14 protein-coding genes and 5 pseudogenes are annotated in these 19358 nt (G+C 53.7%); 5 read left to right on the plus strand and 14 right to left on the minus strand.

Translation table 11 applies throughout. The features are described from left to right. Positions 1-691: 691 nt before the first annotated feature. From ACIPOO_RS11205 to tssI (ACIPOO_RS11270), 14 genes and pseudogenes are all read right to left on the minus strand, one after another. Positions 692-1462: pseudogene (locus ACIPOO_RS11205) on the minus strand (type IV secretion protein Rhs); the annotation flags it as partial. 114 nt (positions 1463-1576) lie between these two features. Continuing rightward, a complete protein-coding gene (locus ACIPOO_RS11210) occupies positions 1577-2284 on the minus strand; it encodes a hypothetical protein (RefSeq protein WP_400606755.1) in 708 nt (235 codons plus the stop codon). A 15-nt stretch (positions 2285-2299) separates the two neighbouring features. Beyond that, positions 2300-3508 carry a PAAR domain-containing protein gene (locus ACIPOO_RS11215; protein ID WP_400606757.1) on the minus strand — a complete coding sequence of 403 codons (1209 nt, stop codon included), beginning with the start codon at positions 3506-3508 and terminating at the stop codon, positions 2300-2302. After that, positions 3505-4095, minus strand: a complete 591-nt coding sequence (locus tag ACIPOO_RS11220; RefSeq protein WP_400606759.1) for a DcrB-related protein — start codon at positions 4093-4095, stop codon at positions 3505-3507. Before ACIPOO_RS11220 ends, ACIPOO_RS11215 begins: the two co-directional genes overlap by 4 nt. Positions 4096-4116: 21 nt before the next feature. After that, positions 4117-5088 (minus strand): annotated as a pseudogene (gene tssI / locus ACIPOO_RS11225) (type VI secretion system tip protein TssI/VgrG); the annotation flags it as partial. A gap of 88 nt (positions 5089-5176) precedes the next feature. Then, positions 5177-5722 carry a DUF4303 domain-containing protein gene (locus ACIPOO_RS11230; RefSeq protein ID WP_400606762.1) on the minus strand — a complete coding sequence of 182 codons (546 nt, stop codon included), beginning with the start codon at positions 5720-5722 and terminating at the stop codon, positions 5177-5179. 16 nt (positions 5723-5738) lie between these two features. Continuing rightward, positions 5739-7317, minus strand: a pseudogene (locus tag ACIPOO_RS11235) (RHS repeat domain-containing protein); the annotation flags it as partial. Between the two features lie 42 nt (positions 7318-7359). Beyond that, positions 7360-7794: a hypothetical protein gene (locus ACIPOO_RS11240; RefSeq protein ID WP_400606764.1), complete on the minus strand. Its 435-nt coding sequence runs from the start codon at positions 7792-7794 to the stop codon at positions 7360-7362. 4 nt (positions 7795-7798) lie between these two features. Continuing rightward, positions 7799-8101 carry an HNH/ENDO VII family nuclease gene (locus tag ACIPOO_RS11245; protein WP_400607715.1) on the minus strand — a complete coding sequence of 101 codons (303 nt, stop codon included), beginning with the start codon at positions 8099-8101 and terminating at the stop codon, positions 7799-7801. A 117-nt stretch (positions 8102-8218) separates the two neighbouring features. Further along, positions 8219-10603 (minus strand): annotated as a pseudogene (locus ACIPOO_RS11250) (RHS repeat-associated core domain-containing protein); the annotation flags it as partial. A gap of 98 nt (positions 10604-10701) precedes the next feature. Next, positions 10702-11055 carry a hypothetical protein gene (locus tag ACIPOO_RS11255; protein WP_400606767.1) on the minus strand — a complete coding sequence of 118 codons (354 nt, stop codon included), beginning with the start codon at positions 11053-11055 and terminating at the stop codon, positions 10702-10704. Further along, the gene (locus tag ACIPOO_RS11260; RefSeq protein WP_400606769.1) at positions 11055-12314 is read right to left on the minus strand and encodes a PAAR domain-containing protein; all 1260 of its coding nucleotides are present in this window, start codon (positions 12312-12314) and stop codon (positions 11055-11057) included. The genes ACIPOO_RS11255 and ACIPOO_RS11260 overlap by 1 nt, the downstream gene beginning before the upstream one ends. Further along, positions 12311-12910 carry a DcrB-related protein gene (locus ACIPOO_RS11265; protein WP_400606772.1) on the minus strand — a complete coding sequence of 200 codons (600 nt, stop codon included), beginning with the start codon at positions 12908-12910 and terminating at the stop codon, positions 12311-12313. The genes ACIPOO_RS11260 and ACIPOO_RS11265 overlap by 4 nt, the downstream gene beginning before the upstream one ends. Before the next feature lie 23 nt (positions 12911-12933). Then, positions 12934-14769, minus strand: a complete 1836-nt coding sequence (gene tssI, locus ACIPOO_RS11270) for a type VI secretion system tip protein TssI/VgrG (RefSeq protein ID WP_400606775.1) — start codon at positions 14767-14769, stop codon at positions 12934-12936. 730 nt (positions 14770-15499) lie between these two features. Here tssI (ACIPOO_RS11270) and ACIPOO_RS11275 point away from each other — a divergent pair. The 5 genes and pseudogenes from ACIPOO_RS11275 (at position 15500) to ACIPOO_RS11295 (ending at position 19301) form a co-directional block, all read left to right on the plus strand. After that, on the plus strand, positions 15500-16909 hold the full coding sequence (locus ACIPOO_RS11275; RefSeq protein ID WP_400606777.1) for a DUF6861 domain-containing protein: 1410 nt from the start codon (positions 15500-15502) through the stop codon (positions 16907-16909). A 9-nt stretch (positions 16910-16918) separates the two neighbouring features. Continuing rightward, positions 16919-17182, plus strand: coding sequence for a hypothetical protein (locus ACIPOO_RS11280; protein WP_400606779.1), 264 nt, complete (start codon positions 16919-16921; stop codon positions 17180-17182). Positions 17183-17310: 128 nt separating this feature from the next. After that, positions 17311-18082 (plus strand): annotated as a pseudogene (locus tag ACIPOO_RS11285) (DUF6861 domain-containing protein); the annotation flags it as partial. Positions 18083-18551: 469 nt separating this feature from the next. Next, complete coding sequence (locus tag ACIPOO_RS11290; protein WP_400606781.1) at positions 18552-18899, plus strand: hypothetical protein; 348 nt, start codon at positions 18552-18554, stop codon at positions 18897-18899. A 78-nt stretch (positions 18900-18977) separates the two neighbouring features. After that, positions 18978-19301, plus strand: coding sequence for an immunity protein Tsi6 family protein (locus ACIPOO_RS11295; RefSeq protein ID WP_400606783.1), 324 nt, complete (start codon positions 18978-18980; stop codon positions 19299-19301). Positions 19302-19358 lie beyond the last annotated feature (57 nt).

Here is a 19358-nt window from a genome sequence, read left to right on the forward strand (position 1 = left end):
CTCTGTCAGGTAGATGTAAAGGACATGTAAATAATTGTTTTATATGGTCATTTAGACGGAGCCCCACCCGAACTTCTCGTTTGTCTCAGGTCTATTTGATCAAGGTAGCTGGTCTTTGCCCAAGCCAATAGGCTCCCTCAACCGTTATTCATGCCTTCTCTTTGTTAACCTGAGGTTGCATCCTGAATGAAACCCCACCTCCCCCAACTGCTGCTAGCTGGACTCTTCTCGTTCACGGTGGTGAGCAACGTATCCGCCATGCCGATTCAGCACTCCGCTGCAGCAACGCCGGCTGATCAGACAGCTGCCCCAACCCTATCCCATCCCGTAGAAAACCCGTGGCCTAACCTGATCAGCTCGGAAACCTCGACATCCGAGCCAATGCTGGCCCAGAGCGACCGTTACTGGCACGACGGTCGATGGTACTCGCGCAAGGAAGAGATGCGCCGAGCCCATTGGCGAAGGGAACAAGCCCGCAAAGAAGCTGAACGCCGTCGAGAATGGGAGCGTCATCATCCACACGCAGTCCACCATTACCATCGCTAGTGCCACAGTGCTTTGGAAGCTATTTAGGTAAATCCATTGGCGCAGCCGTTGGATAAAGATTCAAGCTGTTGTGGTCAACCTAAGACGTGACGAATTCAGCTGTGACCAACCGGTTTTAGCAGTCGTAGCTGAAGGCTCGCAGCTAGTTCAGCCCTACTCGCTTCTCGATCAGGTTGCCCCAGGCATCGTAGGCATATTCCTGGTCGCGCCAGCGCTTAATGCGGTTGTCTTTGACCTGGTCGAACTGGCTCGTATTGAAGTTAAGTCGGTTTGCGGCAGCGTCATATCGAAACTCCTCGCTGTCAACGAGGCGACCGGTGTCACGGCTGTGCAACTGGCCGTTGGCTTCGTATTTGTATTTGATCTCGCCGCGCAGTTTGTCGAGGGTGCGGGTGAGTTCGCCCGCCGGATCGTATTCATAGCGACGATGGATCGGGTTGTAGGCGTGATCGACCAGCAGGCTGTTGTCGCCGGGGTTGTGGATTTACGAGAGCTTTTCACCGGGCAGCGTCGATGCGAATTGCCATGCTTTGCGACCCATGGCGTCGTAGCCGAAGCAACTGGTGAGTTTGCCCTGGCTACGGTAGACCTCTCGGTGCAGGTCGTCGCGTTCGATATCGCTGACGAGCAGGCCATCGAGGTTGAGTTGATGCAGATGGCCAATCGGGTCGCGTTCAAACTCAGTGGTGCGTTGTGGACGTTCGGCCCGCTCGCCGTAGCCGATTTCATCGACACGCGTCAGATGCCCGCCAAGGTTGTAGCTGAAACGGCGGGTCAGGTTGTCGATGCGTTTTTCTTCGGTCAGCCGGTCGCTGGCATCGTACGCGAACTGGTACGCAGCATTGTTTTCGTTGACCAGAGCGATGAGGCGAATGGCCTTGTCGTACTCGTAGCGAATGCGCTGGCCTTTGGCGTCGCCGCCCGCGAGCACCTCCAAGATAACGACTCACCAATATTGCCAAAGTGATCAATACGCTTCTGTTTGGCAGGACGTGAAAACTGCCTCATCAAAAATCCCTTGACGAAGTCATTACGCGCCAAGGCCGAAGCCGGAAGGAAAAATATTATCTCGCGGCTGCGTATCCTCAAGAAAAATAGACATCCACGTGTCCATAACATCAAATACATCAACATCCAGCTCGGGTTCGAGAGGCTGTTCGTGCCACCAAATAACACCCTTGCCTTGCGAGCTAACCAAATCTACTGCCAAGTAATCCCCACCGCCATTAGAAAGTACTGTCATCCATCTTGACGCAAACACAGTATCCTCCTCATCAATCAAATCAGCCACACAGGTCAAATGCTCTATTTTTTGTGGCCCCATGGATTGAGCAGGATAGAAAGTAAATCCATTATGAACTTTGTGATAAAAATCTGAAAGCTTTCCTTTAAATGGAAGGGTGCTTCCAGTTTGACCTTTACACTCATTCAACGGAAGGCCGCCGACGTAATAATACAAACCATTAGCATCATGAAAAACATACAACAATTCTAAACTGTCTCCATCTAAGATCGCGGTACCTATCAAGCCGATGTTAAGCAACGACAAGACCCAAGGAAGTTCTTCTGAAAACGATTGCCAAGCAGCGGGAAATCCAGGAGCGCCTCCCGAATAAACACCGAAATTTTGCCATCCTGTAGGAACTGCAACGTTCGCCGGAACATCATCTGGAGTGAAGTATATTTTCCTATCTAGAAACTCTGCTCTAACTGCTTCTACAACGTCATTTACAATCATCAAAAGATCTTCCAATCAAGGCAATAGGCTATAGATTTTATCTTGAAGCTCGGTTTCCAGCTTACCTGAACGCTCTATCATACTACTTCTGAACTCCGAATCAACATCAATCCCGCCTTTTTTGTAACGCGTCCATTGCTCGAATGTCTTAGCGCCTCTTGAAGTATTTGCAGTCTCACTAAGAGGTGAGAAATTAGGTTTATAATTCAAAACCTCAAGCTGTTTGTCAAAGCTCAACTTGTTGAAACCATCCATCTCTGTAATTTGCTTCATGGGGACTATATGATCAGCATGTAACGGCTTAGTAATTTCCAACCCAGGAAGCGCCGGATCCTTCATTGGAAGCACTACTTTTTCATTAACCATAGCCTGTATTTCTTTGCTTGGAGTCCTCGCCCTCAATTTTTGGTAGACCTCCGGGGAGACCCCTTTAGGACTGGCAGGTGGAATAGTGGCCCGCTTGGTAATCTTCACATTCCCAAAATTCGACCCCAACCCCTGCGTCTTGATCTCATACCGCGCATCAAACCACTTCCCGCCCTTGGTCCCCAGCCCTCCGCCCAGCAACGAACCGCCAAACGCCATCAGCTTCTGACCGTCCGAGCCTTCGCCAAACAACTTGCCGCCTGCCCAGTTGCCGCCCAGACCTCCTGCAATACCACCCACCAGCCCGGCAATGACCACCACCGGGCTCGCCAGCACAAAAGCGCTCGCCAGGCCAACAACCAGTACAGCCCGCTCCAGCCACTCCGGCACTTCCGGATCAATGGCGTCTGTCGTTTCCGTGGGACCTCCAATCGTAACGTTGCTGGAGCCCGCACTGATTTTTCCGTCACAAACCGTGCGATCGCCCACCCGTGCGGCGGGCATATTGTTGATGTAAACCGTCTTGCTGCCCTGCGCGATGATCTTCGGCGCAGGGCCGTGCTCATCGCATTTGGCAGTGTCGACGTGCGCCCTCGCTGCCGGTTTGCCGTTGGTATGAACGTTGCCAGAGCCGCTGAGAATTTGCCCAGTTCCATGGCTGCAAAAGGAAAGGCTGCCAATAAGCTGACCGACGCCCGCGCCCGCCGCGGCCGATGCACCCACGATGGCAACGGCGGCAAGCCCGCCGGTGCCCACGATCAGTGCCGCGCCTATCGCGCCAATGGCCAACCCTGCCAGCAACCCGGTTAACGATCCCGTGTGTTCAATAGGATCATCGACCCGCGCTGCTTGGCTCATGCAGGCGTTTCCTGCGCGTCATCAACAGGCGGCACTCGCAATTCCAGCGTGTTCACCACTGAGTAAAACGCAGCGCGTTCCTGGGCCGTCATGCCTTTCGGATCGTTGCTGGTGCCGGTGATTTGCATCAGTAACGGCTGCTGATGCTCGTCCTGATGCAGGAACATCAGTTGCAACTGGTGCACCAGCTGGCCCTGCTGGCGCCACTTGAACTCGACGCGGCGCGCTTCTGTTCCGGCGACTTCTGCCGGGCTCAAAGGCTCGATCCATTCGAGATGTGACAGTGCTTTTTTCAGGTCGGCGAGCAACTGCTGAGCCATGGTTTCCAGGTCCATCGCCCCATCAATGGGCGTTCGCCCAATCACCACCGACAGCGGACTTGGCCCAATATCCGTCAGCGTGAACACATGAAAGGTCTTGTCTTTGAAACCCTGGGGTCGAACGAAGCTCAGCTCGTTGGTCTGAAATCGCTCGTGGGGTTTGGGAATCGATGCTGCGAGACGCTCCTGCTCAAGCCTTTCGGCTTCCAGGCGCTGCTCCTCGCGAATGCGGTTCTCCGAAATGCGGTCGTAGATACTGGTGCGCATGGGCCGTCCTTTGTCCTTCGCTTATTTGTTCAGATTGATCATCGTTGAGCCATCCACATTGACCTCGATCCCGGACAACGTGATGGTGCCGTCTGAATTCATGACCAATTTGCTTGACCCTACTTCAAGGGTGATGGAAGTGGCTGCCTTGATCTTCACTTCGCCCTTGTCGACGGTGACGTAGTACGAACCGTCCTCCACCGCAATGCTGGTATCGAGCTTGATGGTTTCGGAGTGCAGTCCCTTGACCTTGATCGTGCGATTGCCACCGACGTCATGGGTTTCATCGGCCTCGATCTCGGTGTCGAGATTGCGCTCGGCATGCATGATGATTTGCTCGGCGCCAGCCTTGCCTTCAAAGCGAAAGAAGTTCGCGTTGGCCCCTTTGCCCTTCATCGACCGGGTCAAAAAACCACTCTGGGTCTTGTTCGCCGGCAGTGACCAGGGCGGGGTGTTCTGGCTGTTGTACAGGCTGCCCATGATCAGCGGGCGGTCGGGGTTGCCGTCCAGGAAGACCACGACGACTTCGTCGCCGACGCGTGGGATCTGGATGCTGCCGAAGCCGCCGCTGGCACCGGATTGCGCGACGCGCACCCAGCAGGAGCTGTGGTCGTTGTGCTGGCCCTTGCGGTCCCAGTGGAACTGGATTTTCACGCGGCCCAGTTCGTCGGTGAAGATTTCTTCGCCCGGTGGGCCGACGATGATGGCAGTCTGCGGGCCGGGGATCGTCGGGCGCGGCGTGGACAGTTGCGGGCGGAAAGGGATCTTTTTGCGCACGCAGGTGAAGGTGTTGTAGTAGCTCGCCTGATGGCCATTGAGGTAGTTGTTGTGGCCTTCGCTTTCGACGCCCATCAGCAAAAACTGCCGGTCTTCGGCCGAGCCCTGATCGTGGTCGTAGTGCTGCAGCAGCTCGAAGGTGTAGCCGGGTTTCATCGCTCGGCAGTTACTGGCGCCTTCGAATTTCTTGCCGCGCAGTTCCCGCGCTTCCATGCGCGGGTCCGAGGCTGTCGTATCTGTAAGTGCCGGTGCTGTACAGCTTCGCTAGCCCGAACCACATTGGACATCAACTTCAGTCACTCACTTAATTCACATCATACCTAACAAGAAACTTGTCATATGTTGATGTAGAATTGATAACTTTTGCCGATTCGTTCTCTATACTTTCCGATGCATCATCATCAGCCATAGAGGCGAACACAACTGCACCTTCAGCAGCCTTACTAATACTGTCAAAAAAACGTTCTTTGACTAGCAAATCTAACGCACCAATCATAGCGTCTAAAACCTTTCTCTTGAATTCTTCAAAATCCGACCTTTCAGCACTTTCTCTTAAACTCTTATTGATCCCTCTGAAAAATTCTCCGCCCACTGTTTCATAAGCCCATTCAGAAAAAGCCCATTTATAGTAAGCCTCATTTGCAGGAGTTCTATCTTCATCGTCGAGCTCTTGCTCAATTTTCTCATCTAACGCTTCAATAGAGTTAGCCGACGGACTAATACTCATCACACTGCTATCAGTATAAAGCACGAATGCGTAGAACTCTTCCTCGGAATGCCCTTCACATAACTCTATGAAAGCGTTCTTTGTAGAATTATAAATACACTCTTGCAATTCAGACCAATTCATACACATCCTCGCCAAGTCAATTTCCAAAAACTTCAGCACCAATTTTTTGCAACTCTGCTTTCATAGCTGATACTGCTTTTTCGAATGGCAGGTCCCTCGCCATGATTGATTTATCTGCCGCTTCTAGCTTTGAAGCAACGAGCTTAGCATTAGCAATAGTATGTCCCTGATTTTCAGCCCACATCATTGCAGCAGGATCGTGCAGTGGGTCTATCTTGTAACGATCCAACACTATCCGGCTTCGTCCTAAAGCCTTTTTCATCATAGGTGATTTTGCAAACTCCCCTTTGAAAACGATGTAGTGAGCGTGGGGTCTCACCATTGTGCTTGGAGGCGTGGTTCCTGTTTTCCTTGAATAGTAAGCGCCCCAGTCCTTATCGGCGCGTAAGCCCCCAGGGTCCAACCATAAAATCGGGTTATCGACATGCTGGTAAAGATTCGTGCCCCCCTTCAACCCAATCGGATCCTGCGTAACGATGCGTCCGTCAACGTCCGTCATCTCCAGCGGCGTGCCGATCTGGTCGGTGTGGAAGTAGTAGAGCTTCTGTTCAGTCTCACCCTCTTGCTGATCGACTCTCGCCAATAGCGTATAGCTACTCGGCTCGTAGACATAAAGGCTGCTCTGCCATGGCGTTTCTTCGCGCAGCATCCGCAAGCCTTGCCACAGGAAATGCTTGTGTTCGGTCCGGCCGTCTATGTCGGACGTCTTGCCGATGCGTCGGCCAAGGCTGTCGTAGCGGTAGCTGCCGGTGCTGTGAAGCTTGCCGTTAACCAACGTTTCAGCTTTGACGAGGCGGTTTTCACAGTCATAGCTGAAGGTCTGCAGCTTGCTCAGCCCTACCCGCTTTTCAATCAGATTGCCCCAGGCATCGTAGCTGTATTCCTGATCGCGCCAGCGTTTGATGCGGTTGTCTTTGACCTGATCGAACTGGCTCGTATTGAAGTTCAGTCGGTTTGCGGCAGCGTCATATCGAAACTCCTCGCTGTCGACGAGCCGGCCAGTGTCACGGCTGTGCAGCTGGCCGTTGGCTTCGTATTCGTATTTGATTTCGCCGCGCAGTTTATCGAGGGTGCGGGTGAGTTCACCCGCGGGGTCGTATTCATAGCGACGATGGATCGGGTTGTAGGCGTGATCGATCAGTAGGCTGTTGTCGCCGGGGTTGTGGATTTGCGAAAGCTTTTCACCGGGCAGCGTCGATGCGAATTGCCAAGCTTTGCGACCCATTGCGTCGTAGCCGAAGCAACTGGTGAGTTTGCCCTGGCTACGGTAGACCTCTCGGTGCAGGTCGTCGCGTTCGATATCGCTGATGAGCAGGCCATCGAGGTTGAGTTGATGCAGATGGCCGCTGCCGTAGTACAGGTGATTGAGGTGTTGGCCTGTCGGCAATGTCAGCGTGGTCAGGTTGCTGAGCGGATCGTATTCGTAGTCCAGCGCGCCTTGGGGGGTGGTTTCTTTGATCAGGCGGCCCAGGAGGTCGTACTCGAACGTGATGGTTTCTTCGCTGACGCCGAGTTTCTCACCGGCTGCGTTGTGGACGTTCGGTCCGTTCGCCGTAGCCGGTTTCGTCAACACGCGTCAGATGCCCGCCGAAATTTTATGGAAAATCGTCGATGATGAAATCGGCGGGCACTAGCAACTATGGAACTTTAAAATAGAATTCTAAAAAATCGTTAAAATTTCTCCACTGCGGGCTTAGTCGACCATTGAGGAAGTTAGTAATCGCGCTGCCTAGCGACAACTCTACTACATGGCCGCTATTTTTATCATAAAAAAAGCCGCTCTCTCCTTCAAAACTATCCAGTGGAATATAGTTATCTGGCAATCCTAGAGTTTCATGCGTCCTCTTAAGTGCCAGATCAAAATTAGTATTTTTAGAAAACCAGCAAATCTGATATATCTCTTTCCCTTGACTCATAAACGTCGGCCCATCTTCAGCGTGAAGATAGAACTGACCAAAATCGCTGAGCGGATCTATGCCAATCCTTTTTAATTCCATTTCATAGTCAGCGCTTGCATCATCAAACCACCAACCTTGCTGCTTACAGTAATCGACCACTTTTGTAGAGATCATAATCTCACCCGCAATTGATAGCGCCGGCAGAACGTCCAGCGTTTCGTCTGTTAACCTCGGTTTGGGCACGCCCTTTCCAGTACGCCTCCCTGTCACCATTGAACAAATCTCGATCAACGGGATTATAGGGATGTTGACCTGGGAGGTGTGGGTGTAGAGCGTTGGTTTTCCCAAAATTTTGGTGTGTATCAGCAGAGAGCTCAAAAAGGGAGCCTAGCCCATCCTGTTTAGAATGATGAAGGTTGAGTTGTGAATAGCTACCATTTTTCACTACAAATGGACTTCTCCCCTCTGATGCCAAATCCAAATTGGTTTTGATACCGCTTCGAGTATTTACGGGAAGATCCCAATCAATAGCCTGCTGATATACCGTATGAACACTACCAGATGGCGCTAAAAATGTGGATGGCGAAAAAAAGCCTGTCAGACCAAATGGGTCAATCCAATTGATAGCGCTCGGGGCATAGCGGTATAAATTGAATCCGCCCAACAACCCAATCGGATCCTGCGTAATAAACCGCCCGACCTGCGGATCGTAATACCTAAACGTGTTGTAGTGCAGTCCCGTCTCGTCATCAAAGTACTGCCCCTGAAACCTCAGGTTCTGCTCGATCGCGTTGACGGCGAACGCCTCCACCTCCCCCCACGCCTTGTACGTCGCCTGCCAGACGATGCTGCCATCAACGTCAGTCATTTCCAGCGGCGTGCCGATCTGGTCGGTGTGGAAGTAGTACAGCTTCTGTTCGGTTTCGCCTTCCTGCTGATCAATCCTTGCCAGCGGCGCATAGCTACTCGGCTCGTACACATAAAGGCTGCTCTGCCACGGTGTTTCCTCGCGCAGCATTCGCAAGCCTTGCCAAAGGAAGTGCTTGTGCTCAGTCTGGCCGTTTATTTCGGAGGTTTTGCCGATCCTTCTTCCGAGGCTGTCATAGCGGTAGCTGCCGGTGCTTTGCAGCTTGCCGTTAACCAACGTTTCAGCTTTGACGAGGCGGTTTTCGCAGTCGTAACTGAAGCTTTGTAGCTTGGTGATCCCCACCCGCTTTTCAATCAGATTGCCCCACGCATCGTAGGCAAATTCCTGATCGCGCCAGCGTTTGATGCGGTTGTCTTTGACCTGATCGAACTGGCTCGTATTGAAGTTCAGTCGGTTTGCGGCAGCGTCATATCGAAACTCCTCGCTGTCGACGAGCCGGCCAGTGTCACGGCTGTGCAGCTGGCCGTTGGCTTCGTATTCGTATTTGATTTCGCCGCGCAGTTTATCGAGGGTGCGGGTGAGTTCACCCGCGGGGTCGTATTCATAGCGACGATGGATCGGGTTGTAGGCGTGATCGATCAGTAGGCTGTTGTCGCCGGGGTTGTGGATTTGCGAAAGCTTTTCACCGGGCAGCGTCGATGCGAATTGCCAAGCTTTGCGACCCATTGCGTCGTAGCCGAAGCAACTGGTGAGTTTGCCCTGGCTACGGTAGACCTCTCGGTGCAGGTCGTCGCGTTCGATATCGCTGATGAGCAGGCCATCGAGGTTGAGTTGATGCAGATGGCCGCTGCCGTAGTACAGGTGATTGAGGTGTTGGCCTGTCGGCAAGGTCAGCGTGGTGAGGTTGCTGAGCGGATCGTATTCGTAGGCCAGTTCGCCTTGGGGCGTAGTTTCCTTCGTCAGACGGCCCAGGAGGTCATACTCGAACGACAGGGTTTCTTCGCTGACGCCGAGTTTCTTACCGACTGATGTAGGCAAACGTGCGATGGACAGCAGGCGGTCGGCTTCGTCGTAGGTGTAATCCTGTCGGGCATCCTGATTGACCTTGGCCTGCAATCGGCCAATCACATCACGTTCAAATTCGGTGCTGCGTTGCGGACGTTCGGCCCGCTCGCCGTAGCCGATTTCATTGACACGCGTCAGATGCCCGCCAAGGTTGTAGCTGAAACGGCGGGTCAGGTTGTCGATGCGCTTTTCTTCGGTCAGCCGGTCGCTGGCGTCGTAGGCGAACTGGTACGCAGCGTTGTTTTCGTTGACCAGTGCGGTGAGGCGTATGGCCTTGTCGTACTCGTAACGGATGCGCTGGCCTTTGGCGTCCTGTCGGCTGCTGGGTAGACCGCGTGCGGTACGCAGCAGACGCGTCGTCTGGCCTTTGCCGTCGGTGTGCGTCAGGATCTGGCCGAGGGCGTTATAGGTAAAGGACTCGGCGGTGCCGTCCGGGTGATCGATGCGCAGCACTTCGCCATCGGGTTTGCGTTCGAGCCGGGTCGTTTGATTCAGCGCATCGGTGACCGCGATCAGGTGAGCGCGGTCGTCGTAGCGGTAGAAGGTGCTTTTGCCCGAACAGTCCTGAAAACGTTCGACTTGGGCCAGACCGTTCCACCAGAGGTATTTGGACTTCTGGGTCGCGTCGATGATGGTGTGTGGCAGGCCGTCGTCGCTGTTGAGGTATTCGGTCTTGTGGCCGAGGGCGTCGGTTTCGGCGATGAGGTTGCCCTTGTCGTCGTAGCGCGCCAGCCAGATGCTGCTGTCCGGGTAGGACACCGACGATACCAGCGTGGTCAGGTGGTGATAGCTGTACTTGATGCTCCGTCCCAGCGGGTCGGTTTCTTCAACAAGGCGTGAATAGTCGTCGTACTTGAGGTGCAGGCGATTTCCATCCGGCAATGTCAGGCCGATCATGTTGCCGCTGTCGTCGATGTCGATCGCGTAGCGCTCGCCGCCATAATCGCGGCTGGCGATCACGCGGTGGTCTTCGTTGTAATGAATTTCCAGCTCGCGCCCCAGCACATCGGTGGCCCAGGACATGCGCTGTTTGAAGTCGTAACGGAAGTGGAGTTTCGACTGCCCTCACCGAGCACAACGCAAAAAAGCACCTACTATAAGCAAAGCGACTCACTAAACTGACAACACCTGCGATAACTCATAAAAAACTAACTATTTAATTGCCGTTCAATCTCTTCATCGGCCGAATCCAATATCCCGCTCACAAGACTCATATCAATCCTCCAAACGTCAAGCTTCGCATTTCCAGCGTATTGCTCACCATAAGGAATTTCAAAATATTCTGCACTTAATTTTTCTTCATCTATAACACCCAGAACCGCTCGAATTACTTTAGCATGAGACTGATAGTCGCCTTCAAAAATTTCCACCTCTAGGATCGGCTCGCCTTTTGACCAAGCAGCCTTGAGCAACTGCACAGACGTTCCAAGCACACGGTGTAACTTCATAACTGCTTGAGCAGTCATTGAACTCTTATCAAGCACGATCGCAATAACTGACATTAAAATTCCTCAGGGTATTTAAGGTTCACCGGCTCACCAAATGAATCATTTCTCCAATTACCTCCATGCCACCTCTCAAAATGCTCTGTCCGAGTAGCAGGATAGATATTTTTTGGATCGCTGGCAAGTTGCGGATGATCCAAAGCATTGTACTTATGGTGCCCTTGAATAGGCTCTCCATTATATTTTGGGGTTTTATTCGACAAGATCTCCGCCTTTTGCTCCGGGGACCAATTTCGAGTGCCCGGCTCGCCGAGCTTTAGTTTGGCACGTTCATCGGCCCAAAACCTTGAAACTCCTTTTGCACGCTTATTCGAAAATCTACGATCCCAATCAAGGCGCTTATATTCCTCTTTTGTCAACGTTCTGTTATCTAGCTTCGCTTTCAGGTTAGCTCTTTGCATCTTCGTGACGGGGGCGTGTGGAACTTTATGGGTAGGGACCTTAACCGACTCATCGGTAGGTACCGTTCGACGCTGTATTTTTACATTCCCAAAATTCGACCCCAGCCCCTGCGTCTTGATTTCATACCGCGCATCAAACCACTTGCCGCCCTTGGCACCTAATCCTCCGCCCAGCAGCGCTCCGCCAAACGCCATGAGCTTTTGACCGTCGGAGCCTTCGCCAAACAGCTTTCCGCCGGCCCAATTACCGCCCAAGCCGCCTGCTATCCCCCCAGCGAGACCCGCGATCACGATGACTGGGCTGGCCAATACGAAAGCGCTGGCAAGGCCAAGCGCCATAATTGCGCGTTCCAGCACAACAGGAACCTCTGGATCAATGTCATCCGTAGTTTCAGTTCCGCCCCCAATATGAACATTGGCAGACCCGGCGCTGATTTTACCGTCACATACGGTCCGGTCCCCCACGCGCGCAGCAGGCATCCCGTTGATATGAACGGTGTCGCTGCCCTGGGCAAGAATTTGCGGCGCTGAACTGTGCTGGTCGCAATGGGCGGTGTCGACATGAGCCCGGGCTGCTTCCTTGCCATTGACGTGTACGTTGGGTGACCCCGTCAAAATTTTTCCCGCGTCATGACATGCGAATGACAGGCTGCCAATCAACTGTCCAATCCCGGCTCCGGTGGCTGCTCCTGCACCGACCATTGCCGCGAGAGCCACTGCGCCTAATCCTCCGGTCCCGACAATCGCAATACCTATCAGCACAGCGCCCGCACCAACCGCCAGCCCCGCCAGAAGCCCGCCCAGTGCACTGGAGTGTTCAATCGGATCATCGACCCGTGCGGCCGCCGCACTCATACCGACACAGCCTCTGCATCGGTAGTGTCGGGCGGTGCATCAGCCCTGCGCAGTTCAACGGTGTCGATAATGGAAAGGAACGCGGAGCGCTCTTCGGGCGTCATGCCTTTTGTGCCGTTACTGGTGGCGGTGATCTGCATCAGCAAGGGTTGTTGCTGCTCGTCCTGGTGCAGAAAAATCACCTGCAACTGATGTACAGGTTGACCTTGCTGGCGCCATTTGAACTCCGCCTGTCGTGCTTCAACGCCCGCAATGTGCGTTGGAAACAGGGGTTCGACCCATTGCAGATGGGAAAGGGATTTCCCTAGTTCTTTGAGCAACTGCTGGGCAACGGTTTCAAGATCAGCGTTATGCTCAACAACTGACCGGCCAACCACGACAGACAAAGGGCTTGGTCCGATGTCGGTCAATGTGAATACATGAAAGGTCTTGTCTTTGAAGCCCTCAGGTCTTACGAAACTCAGCTCGTTGGTCAGAAATCTTTCCGGCGGCGGAGGTGGTGCGTCAAGCGCTTCCTGTGCGAGACGCTCCTCCTCCTGGCGCTGTTCCTCGCGAATTCGTTGCTCGGAAATACGATCGTAAATGCTTGTCCGCATTGGGGCGTTCCTTGTCCGTCAGCTTATTTGTTCAGATTGATGATCGTTTTGCCTTCGACATCGACCACGTTGCCAGACAAGGTGATCGTCCCGTCTGCTTTCATGATCAGCTTGCTGGCACCTACTTCCAGCGTGATGGACGTGGCAGCCTTGATCTTCACTTCACCTTGGTCGACTGTGAGGTAATAAGAGCCATCGGACACCGCAATACTGGTTTCAAGCTTGATGGTTTCGGAGTGCTTGCCGTCCACCTTGATCGTGCGATTGCCGCCGACTGTATGGCTCTCATCGACCTCAATCTCGGTATCCAGATTGCGCTCGGCATGCATGATGATCTGCTCGGCGCCCGCCTTGTCCTCGAAGCGGAAGAAGTTCGCATTAGCGCCCTTGCCCTTCATCGACCGGGTCAAAAAACCACTCTGGGTCTTGTTCGCCGGCAGTGACCAGGGCGGGGTGTTCTGGCTGTTGTACAGGCTGCCCATGATCAGCGGGCGGTCGGGGTTGCCGTCCAGGAAGACCACGACGACTTCGTCGCCGACGCGTGGGATCTGGATGCTGCCGAAGCCGCCGCTGGCACCGGATTGCGCGACGCGCACCCAGCAGGAGCTGTGGTCGTTGTGCTGGCCCTTGCGGTCCCAGTGGAATTGGATTTTCACGCGGCCCAGTTCGTCGGTGAAGATTTCCTCGCCTGGCGGGCCGACGATGATGGCAGTCTGCGGGCCGGGGATCGTCGGGCGCGGCGTGGACAGCTGCGGGCGGAAAGGGATCTTTTTGCGCACGCAGGTGAAGGTGTTGTAGTAGCTCGCCTGATGGCCATTGAGGTAGTTGTTGTGGCCTTCGCTCTCGACGCCCATCAGCAAAAACTGCCGGTCTTCGGCCGAGCCCTGATCGTGGTCGTAGTGCTGCAGTAGCTCGAAGGTGTAGCCGGGTTTCATCGCTCGGCAGTTGCTCGCGCCGCTGAAACTTTTGCCCTTGAGTTCCAGCGCTTCGACGCGCAAACGCACCAGCGCCTCACCCTCGTCATAGGTGCCGTGGGTGTACTGGCCGGGGAAGTCGTAAATCTCGAAATTCTCGACATCGCCCTGTTTGTTCAGGCTGTTCATCGTCACTGGCAAACGGTTATTCGGTTGGCGATAGTCGAAGGTCTGCACGGCGATCTTGCCGGACTGCAGCTGGCGGTTGCCGCTCCACTGGGTGATGGAGTCGGCGGTCTCGGTGACGGACGCGGTGTGAAAACGGATCTGCGGTTGTTCAGGCAATGCCACCAGCGTGCTGGAGTCATCGCAGATGATCATGGTGTGGCCTTCGGCGGTGTGCTCGAAGTAGTAGAACATGCCCTCTTCTTCCAGCAGGCGCTGGACGAAGTTGAAGTCGGTTTCACGGTACTGGGTGATGTAGGTGTAGCGCTTTTGAGGTCTGGTCAGGCGGAATTCATGCCGGGAAAACGCCGGGCACAGCGCGAAGACTTGAGTGACGACTTCCTCGACCGTGTTGCCTTGGAAAACCCGCGTGTCGAAGCGGTTTTTGAGCATCGAGAACCAGGGGTTCAGCGTCGCGGTGTAGCGCGCCATGCCGCCGTCACTGCCAATGCTGGCGAAGCGTGTCAGGTAACCGGCCAGGTAGCGCGGGGCCCCAGTGGCGAGCTCGATCTCGATGGTGACCAGTTGGCCCATCATCGACTTGAGCTCGACTCCCGAATCCTCGCAAACCAGCAGCAGTTCAAAGCTGTACGCCTGCGACAACCCTTCGCGTCCCTTGAAGGACTCAATCAGCAATTGCTGTTCAGGGTTAGCCAGGTTGTTGAACTTGAACAGACGCCGGTTCTGAGGCGAGAGCAACGCGGCAAGGTCCATCGACATGTGTATCTCCTTGGAGGCATGGGGAACAACGCTACCGCCATGCTCGGCAACAACAGGTTACGAGCAACCGGGGGAACAGCTATCCCGTTGCACTATCACTGATTAATCCAGTGCGCTTCGACATACGAACGCACTGCCCGCCGTAGCGCTGTTCCGAGCGCTGTGTAAGACCCTGACTACCGCTGCGTTTACTCATGCGTCGGCCAGCAACGTGCATTGCGCGATCATTCGGCATTGCCAGGGGACGGCGTTAATCGTTCGACTAACGCACGCATTAGCACAGCTGGACAATGCGACCGCCAAACAATTCGAAAGTGCCATCAGTGCATCAAAATTGAGAATGGGTGCACAGTCTCACAAATGTTACAGACGCCCGAAAGCGAGGAAGGAGACACCTGCGGGCCGCGTCGTGTCAACCCACAAACGGTTTTTTGCGAAGTGATGCGCAGTGCTCTGGTTCAATCTTTGGGTAGAATCCGGAAAAAAATCTGCAGCTTTGGGAACGGCTAAATTTAACTGCGACAGTGAGTTATGGGCCTGGCATCGCAAGTTGATATTCATATGACATCATTGCTGATGTGTAACGTAGATGAGAAGAATGCGATCCACTCTGGAATTTAATGCGTAAGTGATGGTCTTACCTGCCACTAGTGGCTCTGTGATATCGAACGGGGCAACTTAATGGCCGATATCTGGCTAGCGGCTTTCACTCAAGGACAGTGATGTGTAAATGGATCTTTTAGCCCACGTCCCCAGTTGGGACGACATCGAACGAAACCTGGACCATAAATTCAGCGAACTGAACCAAAGCGTCAGCCACGGTTTGCAAAGCGCTCATGACGGCTGGGACGGTTTCACCCGGCGGATCAGCAATGGCGCGAGTCAAGCCTATGGCGCCATGGGTGGCCATCGGATCGACAACGTCCGGAACGCGATGGCCCTCTCCTACCCGATCATGCAGTCTGACCTTACCCGCAAGTGGGCGTCGATCAATATCAAGGAAATCCTGCCGGTATTGCTCAAGCTGGTGCAGGAAGTGGTGATGATTCTGGGGGGGAGCGTTGCGGTGGGTGGTGCCGTTGGCGGCGCTGCTGGCTCTCTGGCATTCGGGATTGGAGCTGCGCCAGGAGCCGTGGCAGGTGCTGGCATCGGCTTGCAAGTTGGCAACCTTATCCTGATGGCGCTGGGCCTGTCGGCAATCGCTGAATACTTTTACAAAGGCCTACCAGCCTGTTTGTCCACTCTGCAGGAAGGTCTGGCAACGGCCTGGTATGCCGAAGACGGACTCAAACCGGCAGGTCTCGATCCAACTGGCGGCTCTTCAGCGCAGATTCAGGAACGTACCGAACGCGCTGCCAGACAGCTCGCTCGCGGGCAGGAGCAATTGGTTCTGTTGTTGCTCACGGCCATCGTGACCTACCTGACGCGCGGGCAGATGAAGGCTGGCGTGATCAACAGCATGGAGAGCATTGCGACGCGCAGTGCCACGCTTCAGGCGAGTATTTCGAACAAGGAGTTTGCGAACTGGCTGGCGAAGAATCAGAGTAAGATTCTAGCGGAGCCGGAGTTTCAGGTGAAGGACGTGATGCCTTTAAAGAAACCGGAACCCGAGCCACTCCCGGAGCAACGCGGTGAGCTGCGTGTTGCTCAAAAGATAGAGGTGTTTAAACCGGGATGGACTGCAGAGGAGGTTCTGGCGATACCGAAAGGGTCTAGACCCGATCCTTCAGTTTATCTGACACCCGAGTATATGGCGAATCATCTTGCACAGTTTAAGAACGGCGCTTCGCGTATCATGCCAGTGCGCAACTTCGAAAAATATGGAATAGCGCAGACAGATGGCACCTCATTCACCATGGCCAAGCATGAAGTAGACGAAATCTTCGCGAAGGCCGCGGGTGACAAACGAGTACTGGAACAAAAACTCGGTCTTCCAGAAGGGTTTCTGGAGAACGATAAGCTAGTGCGTATTGATATAGCGACTCCTGAAGAGCTAGGCTTGCGTATTCCGTCTGGCAATGAAGCGGGGGCCAACAATTTCTGGCTTCCGGGAGGAAAACTACCAGATGGTAATTTAGAAGCTGTCATTGATGCTGGTAAGATACCCGCGGAACGATTTATAACAACTCCAATACCATAGAGGGTCATTATGAAATTTACAGACATGTACTTTAACCGCGAAGAACGCTTTTCACTAGGAGTGGAGGAAACGTCCGGAAAGTTTTACGTTTCATTCCCTGTTAAGAATGACATGATTGAATATGAGGAATATTACGAAATTGACCACGCGCAGTTTGACCTATTTCAAAGGAATCTCAGTGCTGCACTGGCATTCGTCACCCGATGCCGCCGCAGAGAGTTAGACGAATTGCTGATCCAGAAGCCCGGTAGTAGAAGAGGGACGGCTATTTAATTTACGGAATTTATCCGCGATTATGACAACAGCTGCTGGGACTGGAGCTCCACCAGCGAAGCTAATCTGCCCAAATTTTTGCGGGGCCCACGACAAAAGGTGGTAAGCGAACGTCAGCGAAACTCAACAGCAATGGCATGCAAAGCGCCCACGAGAGCTGGGACGGTTTCACCCGTCGGGTCAGCAATGGCGCGAGTCAAGCCTATGGCGCCATGGGTGGCCACCGGATCGACAACGTCCGGAACGCGATGGCCCTCTCCTACCCGATCATGCAGTCTGACCTTACCCGCAAGTGGGCGTCGATCAATATCAAGGAAATCCTGCCGGTATTGCTCAAGCTGGTGCAGGAAGTGGTGATGATTCTGGGGGGGAGCGTTGCGGTGGGTGGTGCCGTTGGCGGCGCTGCTGGCTCTCTGGCATTCGGGATTGGAGCTGCGCCAGGAGCCGTGGCAGGTGCTGGCATCGGCTTGCAAGTTGGCAACCTTATCCTGATGGCGCTGGGCCTGTCGGCAATCGCTGAATACTTTTACAAAGGCCTACCAGCCTGTTTGTCCACTCTGCAGGAAGGTCTGGCAACGGCCTGGTATGCCGAAGACGGACTCAAACCGGCAGGTCTCGATCCAACTGGCGGCTCTTCAGCGCAGATTCAGGAACGTACCGAACGCGCTGCCAGACAGCTCGCTCGCGGGCAGGAGCAATTGGTTCTGTTGTTGCTCACGGCCATCGTGACCTACCTGACGCGCGGGCAGATGAAGGCTGGCGTGATCAACAGCATGGAGAGCATTGCGACGCGCAGTGCCACGCTTCAGGCGAGTATTTCGAACAAGGAGTTTGCGAACTGGCTGGCGAAGAATCAGAGTAAGATTCTAGCGGAGCCGGAGTTGCAGGTGAAGGACGTGACGCCGCTGACCAAAACTCAAGAGCCCTTGAACGAAAGTGCAGCGAAAACTAGGGAAACCCTTGGAAAAAGAAATGCAAAAAGGGGCGACATCACCTATCGTTCTGCCGCCGAAGTCAATTCGACATTTCCCGAAGGCTGGTCCCCCCCATACAAACCTGGCACGCGAGTCACCGAGTTCACTAATACTGTTGACGATGTCTACGTTAGAGTGCACGGAGAGAACAACATGGCTCGCTCCTGGATGATGAAACCAGAAGCGATAAGGGGGTTAACGCCGTCGCAGATCAAATCAAAATTTGCGCTTCCAGAGCTGCCATCATTCATGTCGGAAGTCTCAGTTCCTGCCGGAACGAGAATTAGGACTGGAATTGTAAACCCAGTATTTGGGGGGATTGGCAATGCCACTCAATACGAGCTACTGGAACGACTACCCACATCAGCCTTTAACAACACTGTAAGGTTAGGCCAATGACTATAGATGTCTTCGCAATATCTGATAGCAAAATTTTAGTTCAAGGGAAAGAAATTTCTTTGCCCCACCCGGTGACCGAAGCAAAAATCTATCACGACTTGATTATCGTGAAGGTGGAACCGCCACCAAGAACTATTTTCAATAGAAACATATTTGGACTGTCCAAAAATGGGGAGATCCGCTGGCAAATTCAAGAGAGTCCTCACGGAACGCAGAAGGACAAACCCTACATTGACGTCTTTATTAGCCCTTCTGGTGCGCTAATTGCTGCGAACTGGAACGGCGTAAGCTATTCGGTCGACCCAGATAATGGAAAGATAACAGTTGATGCGTTCAATAAGTGATATATATGAATCCAGGAGTACCTGTAGCGCGGCAAAAACGTGAAGGTCGAGCATGAAATTCACTGAGGAACCTTTGACTTGAAAAAAGCCATCGATTACATCGACGAAGCCATCAGTATAACGCGATCGAGACTGGAAACGGGCTCAAGGGAAGCCGTGTATTCAGGCCTGCTTTGCAACCTTGAATTCCTGAGAAATGTGGTGCTGGGCGTCGAGACAGACAAAGCTCAACTGCACAGGCTAAAGATCTTTGTCTGGCCGGCAGAAGATTTCTATCGAGATGACCTGAAGCATTCAGATGCACTTGCTGTAGCCGACCACATCCGTGACCAGATCGCACACGGGCTGAAAATACAGTTACCGGATGGGCAGCCGCCAGAGAGCCTTTCGGAAAATTTCTAGGCCATCGCTGCGCATTCGAGTGAGGCGGCGGCCATGAAGCTGTGTGACCGGATTACC

The sequence above is a fragment of the Pseudomonas sp. NPDC090201 genome, from assembly GCF_044746825.1.
GTDB classification, from domain to species: Bacteria; Pseudomonadota; Gammaproteobacteria; order Pseudomonadales; family Pseudomonadaceae; genus Aquipseudomonas; species Aquipseudomonas putida_AD.

What these genes read in the sequence shown, in the direction of transcription:
- tssI (WP_400606775.1), bottom strand. Translation starts at nt 14,769, where the DNA reads ATGTCGATGGACCTTGCCGCGTTGCTCTCGCCTCAGAACCGGCGTCTG.
- ACIPOO_RS11240 (WP_400606764.1), bottom strand. Translation starts at nt 7,794, where the DNA reads ATGATCTCTACAAAAGTGGTCGATTACTGTAAGCAGCAAGGTTGGTGG.
- ACIPOO_RS11220 (WP_400606759.1), bottom strand. Translation starts at nt 4,095, where the DNA reads ATGCGCACCAGTATCTACGACCGCATTTCGGAGAACCGCATTCGCGAG.
- ACIPOO_RS11260 (WP_400606769.1), bottom strand. Translation starts at nt 12,314, where the DNA reads ATGAGTGCGGCGGCCGCACGGGTCGATGATCCGATTGAACACTCCAGT.
- ACIPOO_RS11215 (WP_400606757.1), bottom strand. Translation starts at nt 3,508, where the DNA reads ATGAGCCAAGCAGCGCGGGTCGATGATCCTATTGAACACACGGGATCG.
- ACIPOO_RS11255 (WP_400606767.1), bottom strand. Translation starts at nt 11,055, where the DNA reads ATGTCAGTTATTGCGATCGTGCTTGATAAGAGTTCAATGACTGCTCAA.
- ACIPOO_RS11230 (WP_400606762.1), bottom strand. Translation starts at nt 5,722, where the DNA reads ATGAATTGGTCTGAATTGCAAGAGTGTATTTATAATTCTACAAAGAAC.
- ACIPOO_RS11265 (WP_400606772.1), bottom strand. Translation starts at nt 12,910, where the DNA reads ATGCGGACAAGCATTTACGATCGTATTTCCGAGCAACGAATTCGCGAG.
- ACIPOO_RS11210 (WP_400606755.1), bottom strand. Translation starts at nt 2,284, where the DNA reads ATGATTGTAAATGACGTTGTAGAAGCAGTTAGAGCAGAGTTTCTAGAT.
- ACIPOO_RS11280 (WP_400606779.1), top strand. Translation starts at nt 16,919, where the DNA reads ATGAAATTTACAGACATGTACTTTAACCGCGAAGAACGCTTTTCACTA.
- ACIPOO_RS11275 (WP_400606777.1), top strand. Translation starts at nt 15,500, where the DNA reads ATGGATCTTTTAGCCCACGTCCCCAGTTGGGACGACATCGAACGAAAC.
- ACIPOO_RS11290 (WP_400606781.1), top strand. Translation starts at nt 18,552, where the DNA reads ATGACTATAGATGTCTTCGCAATATCTGATAGCAAAATTTTAGTTCAA.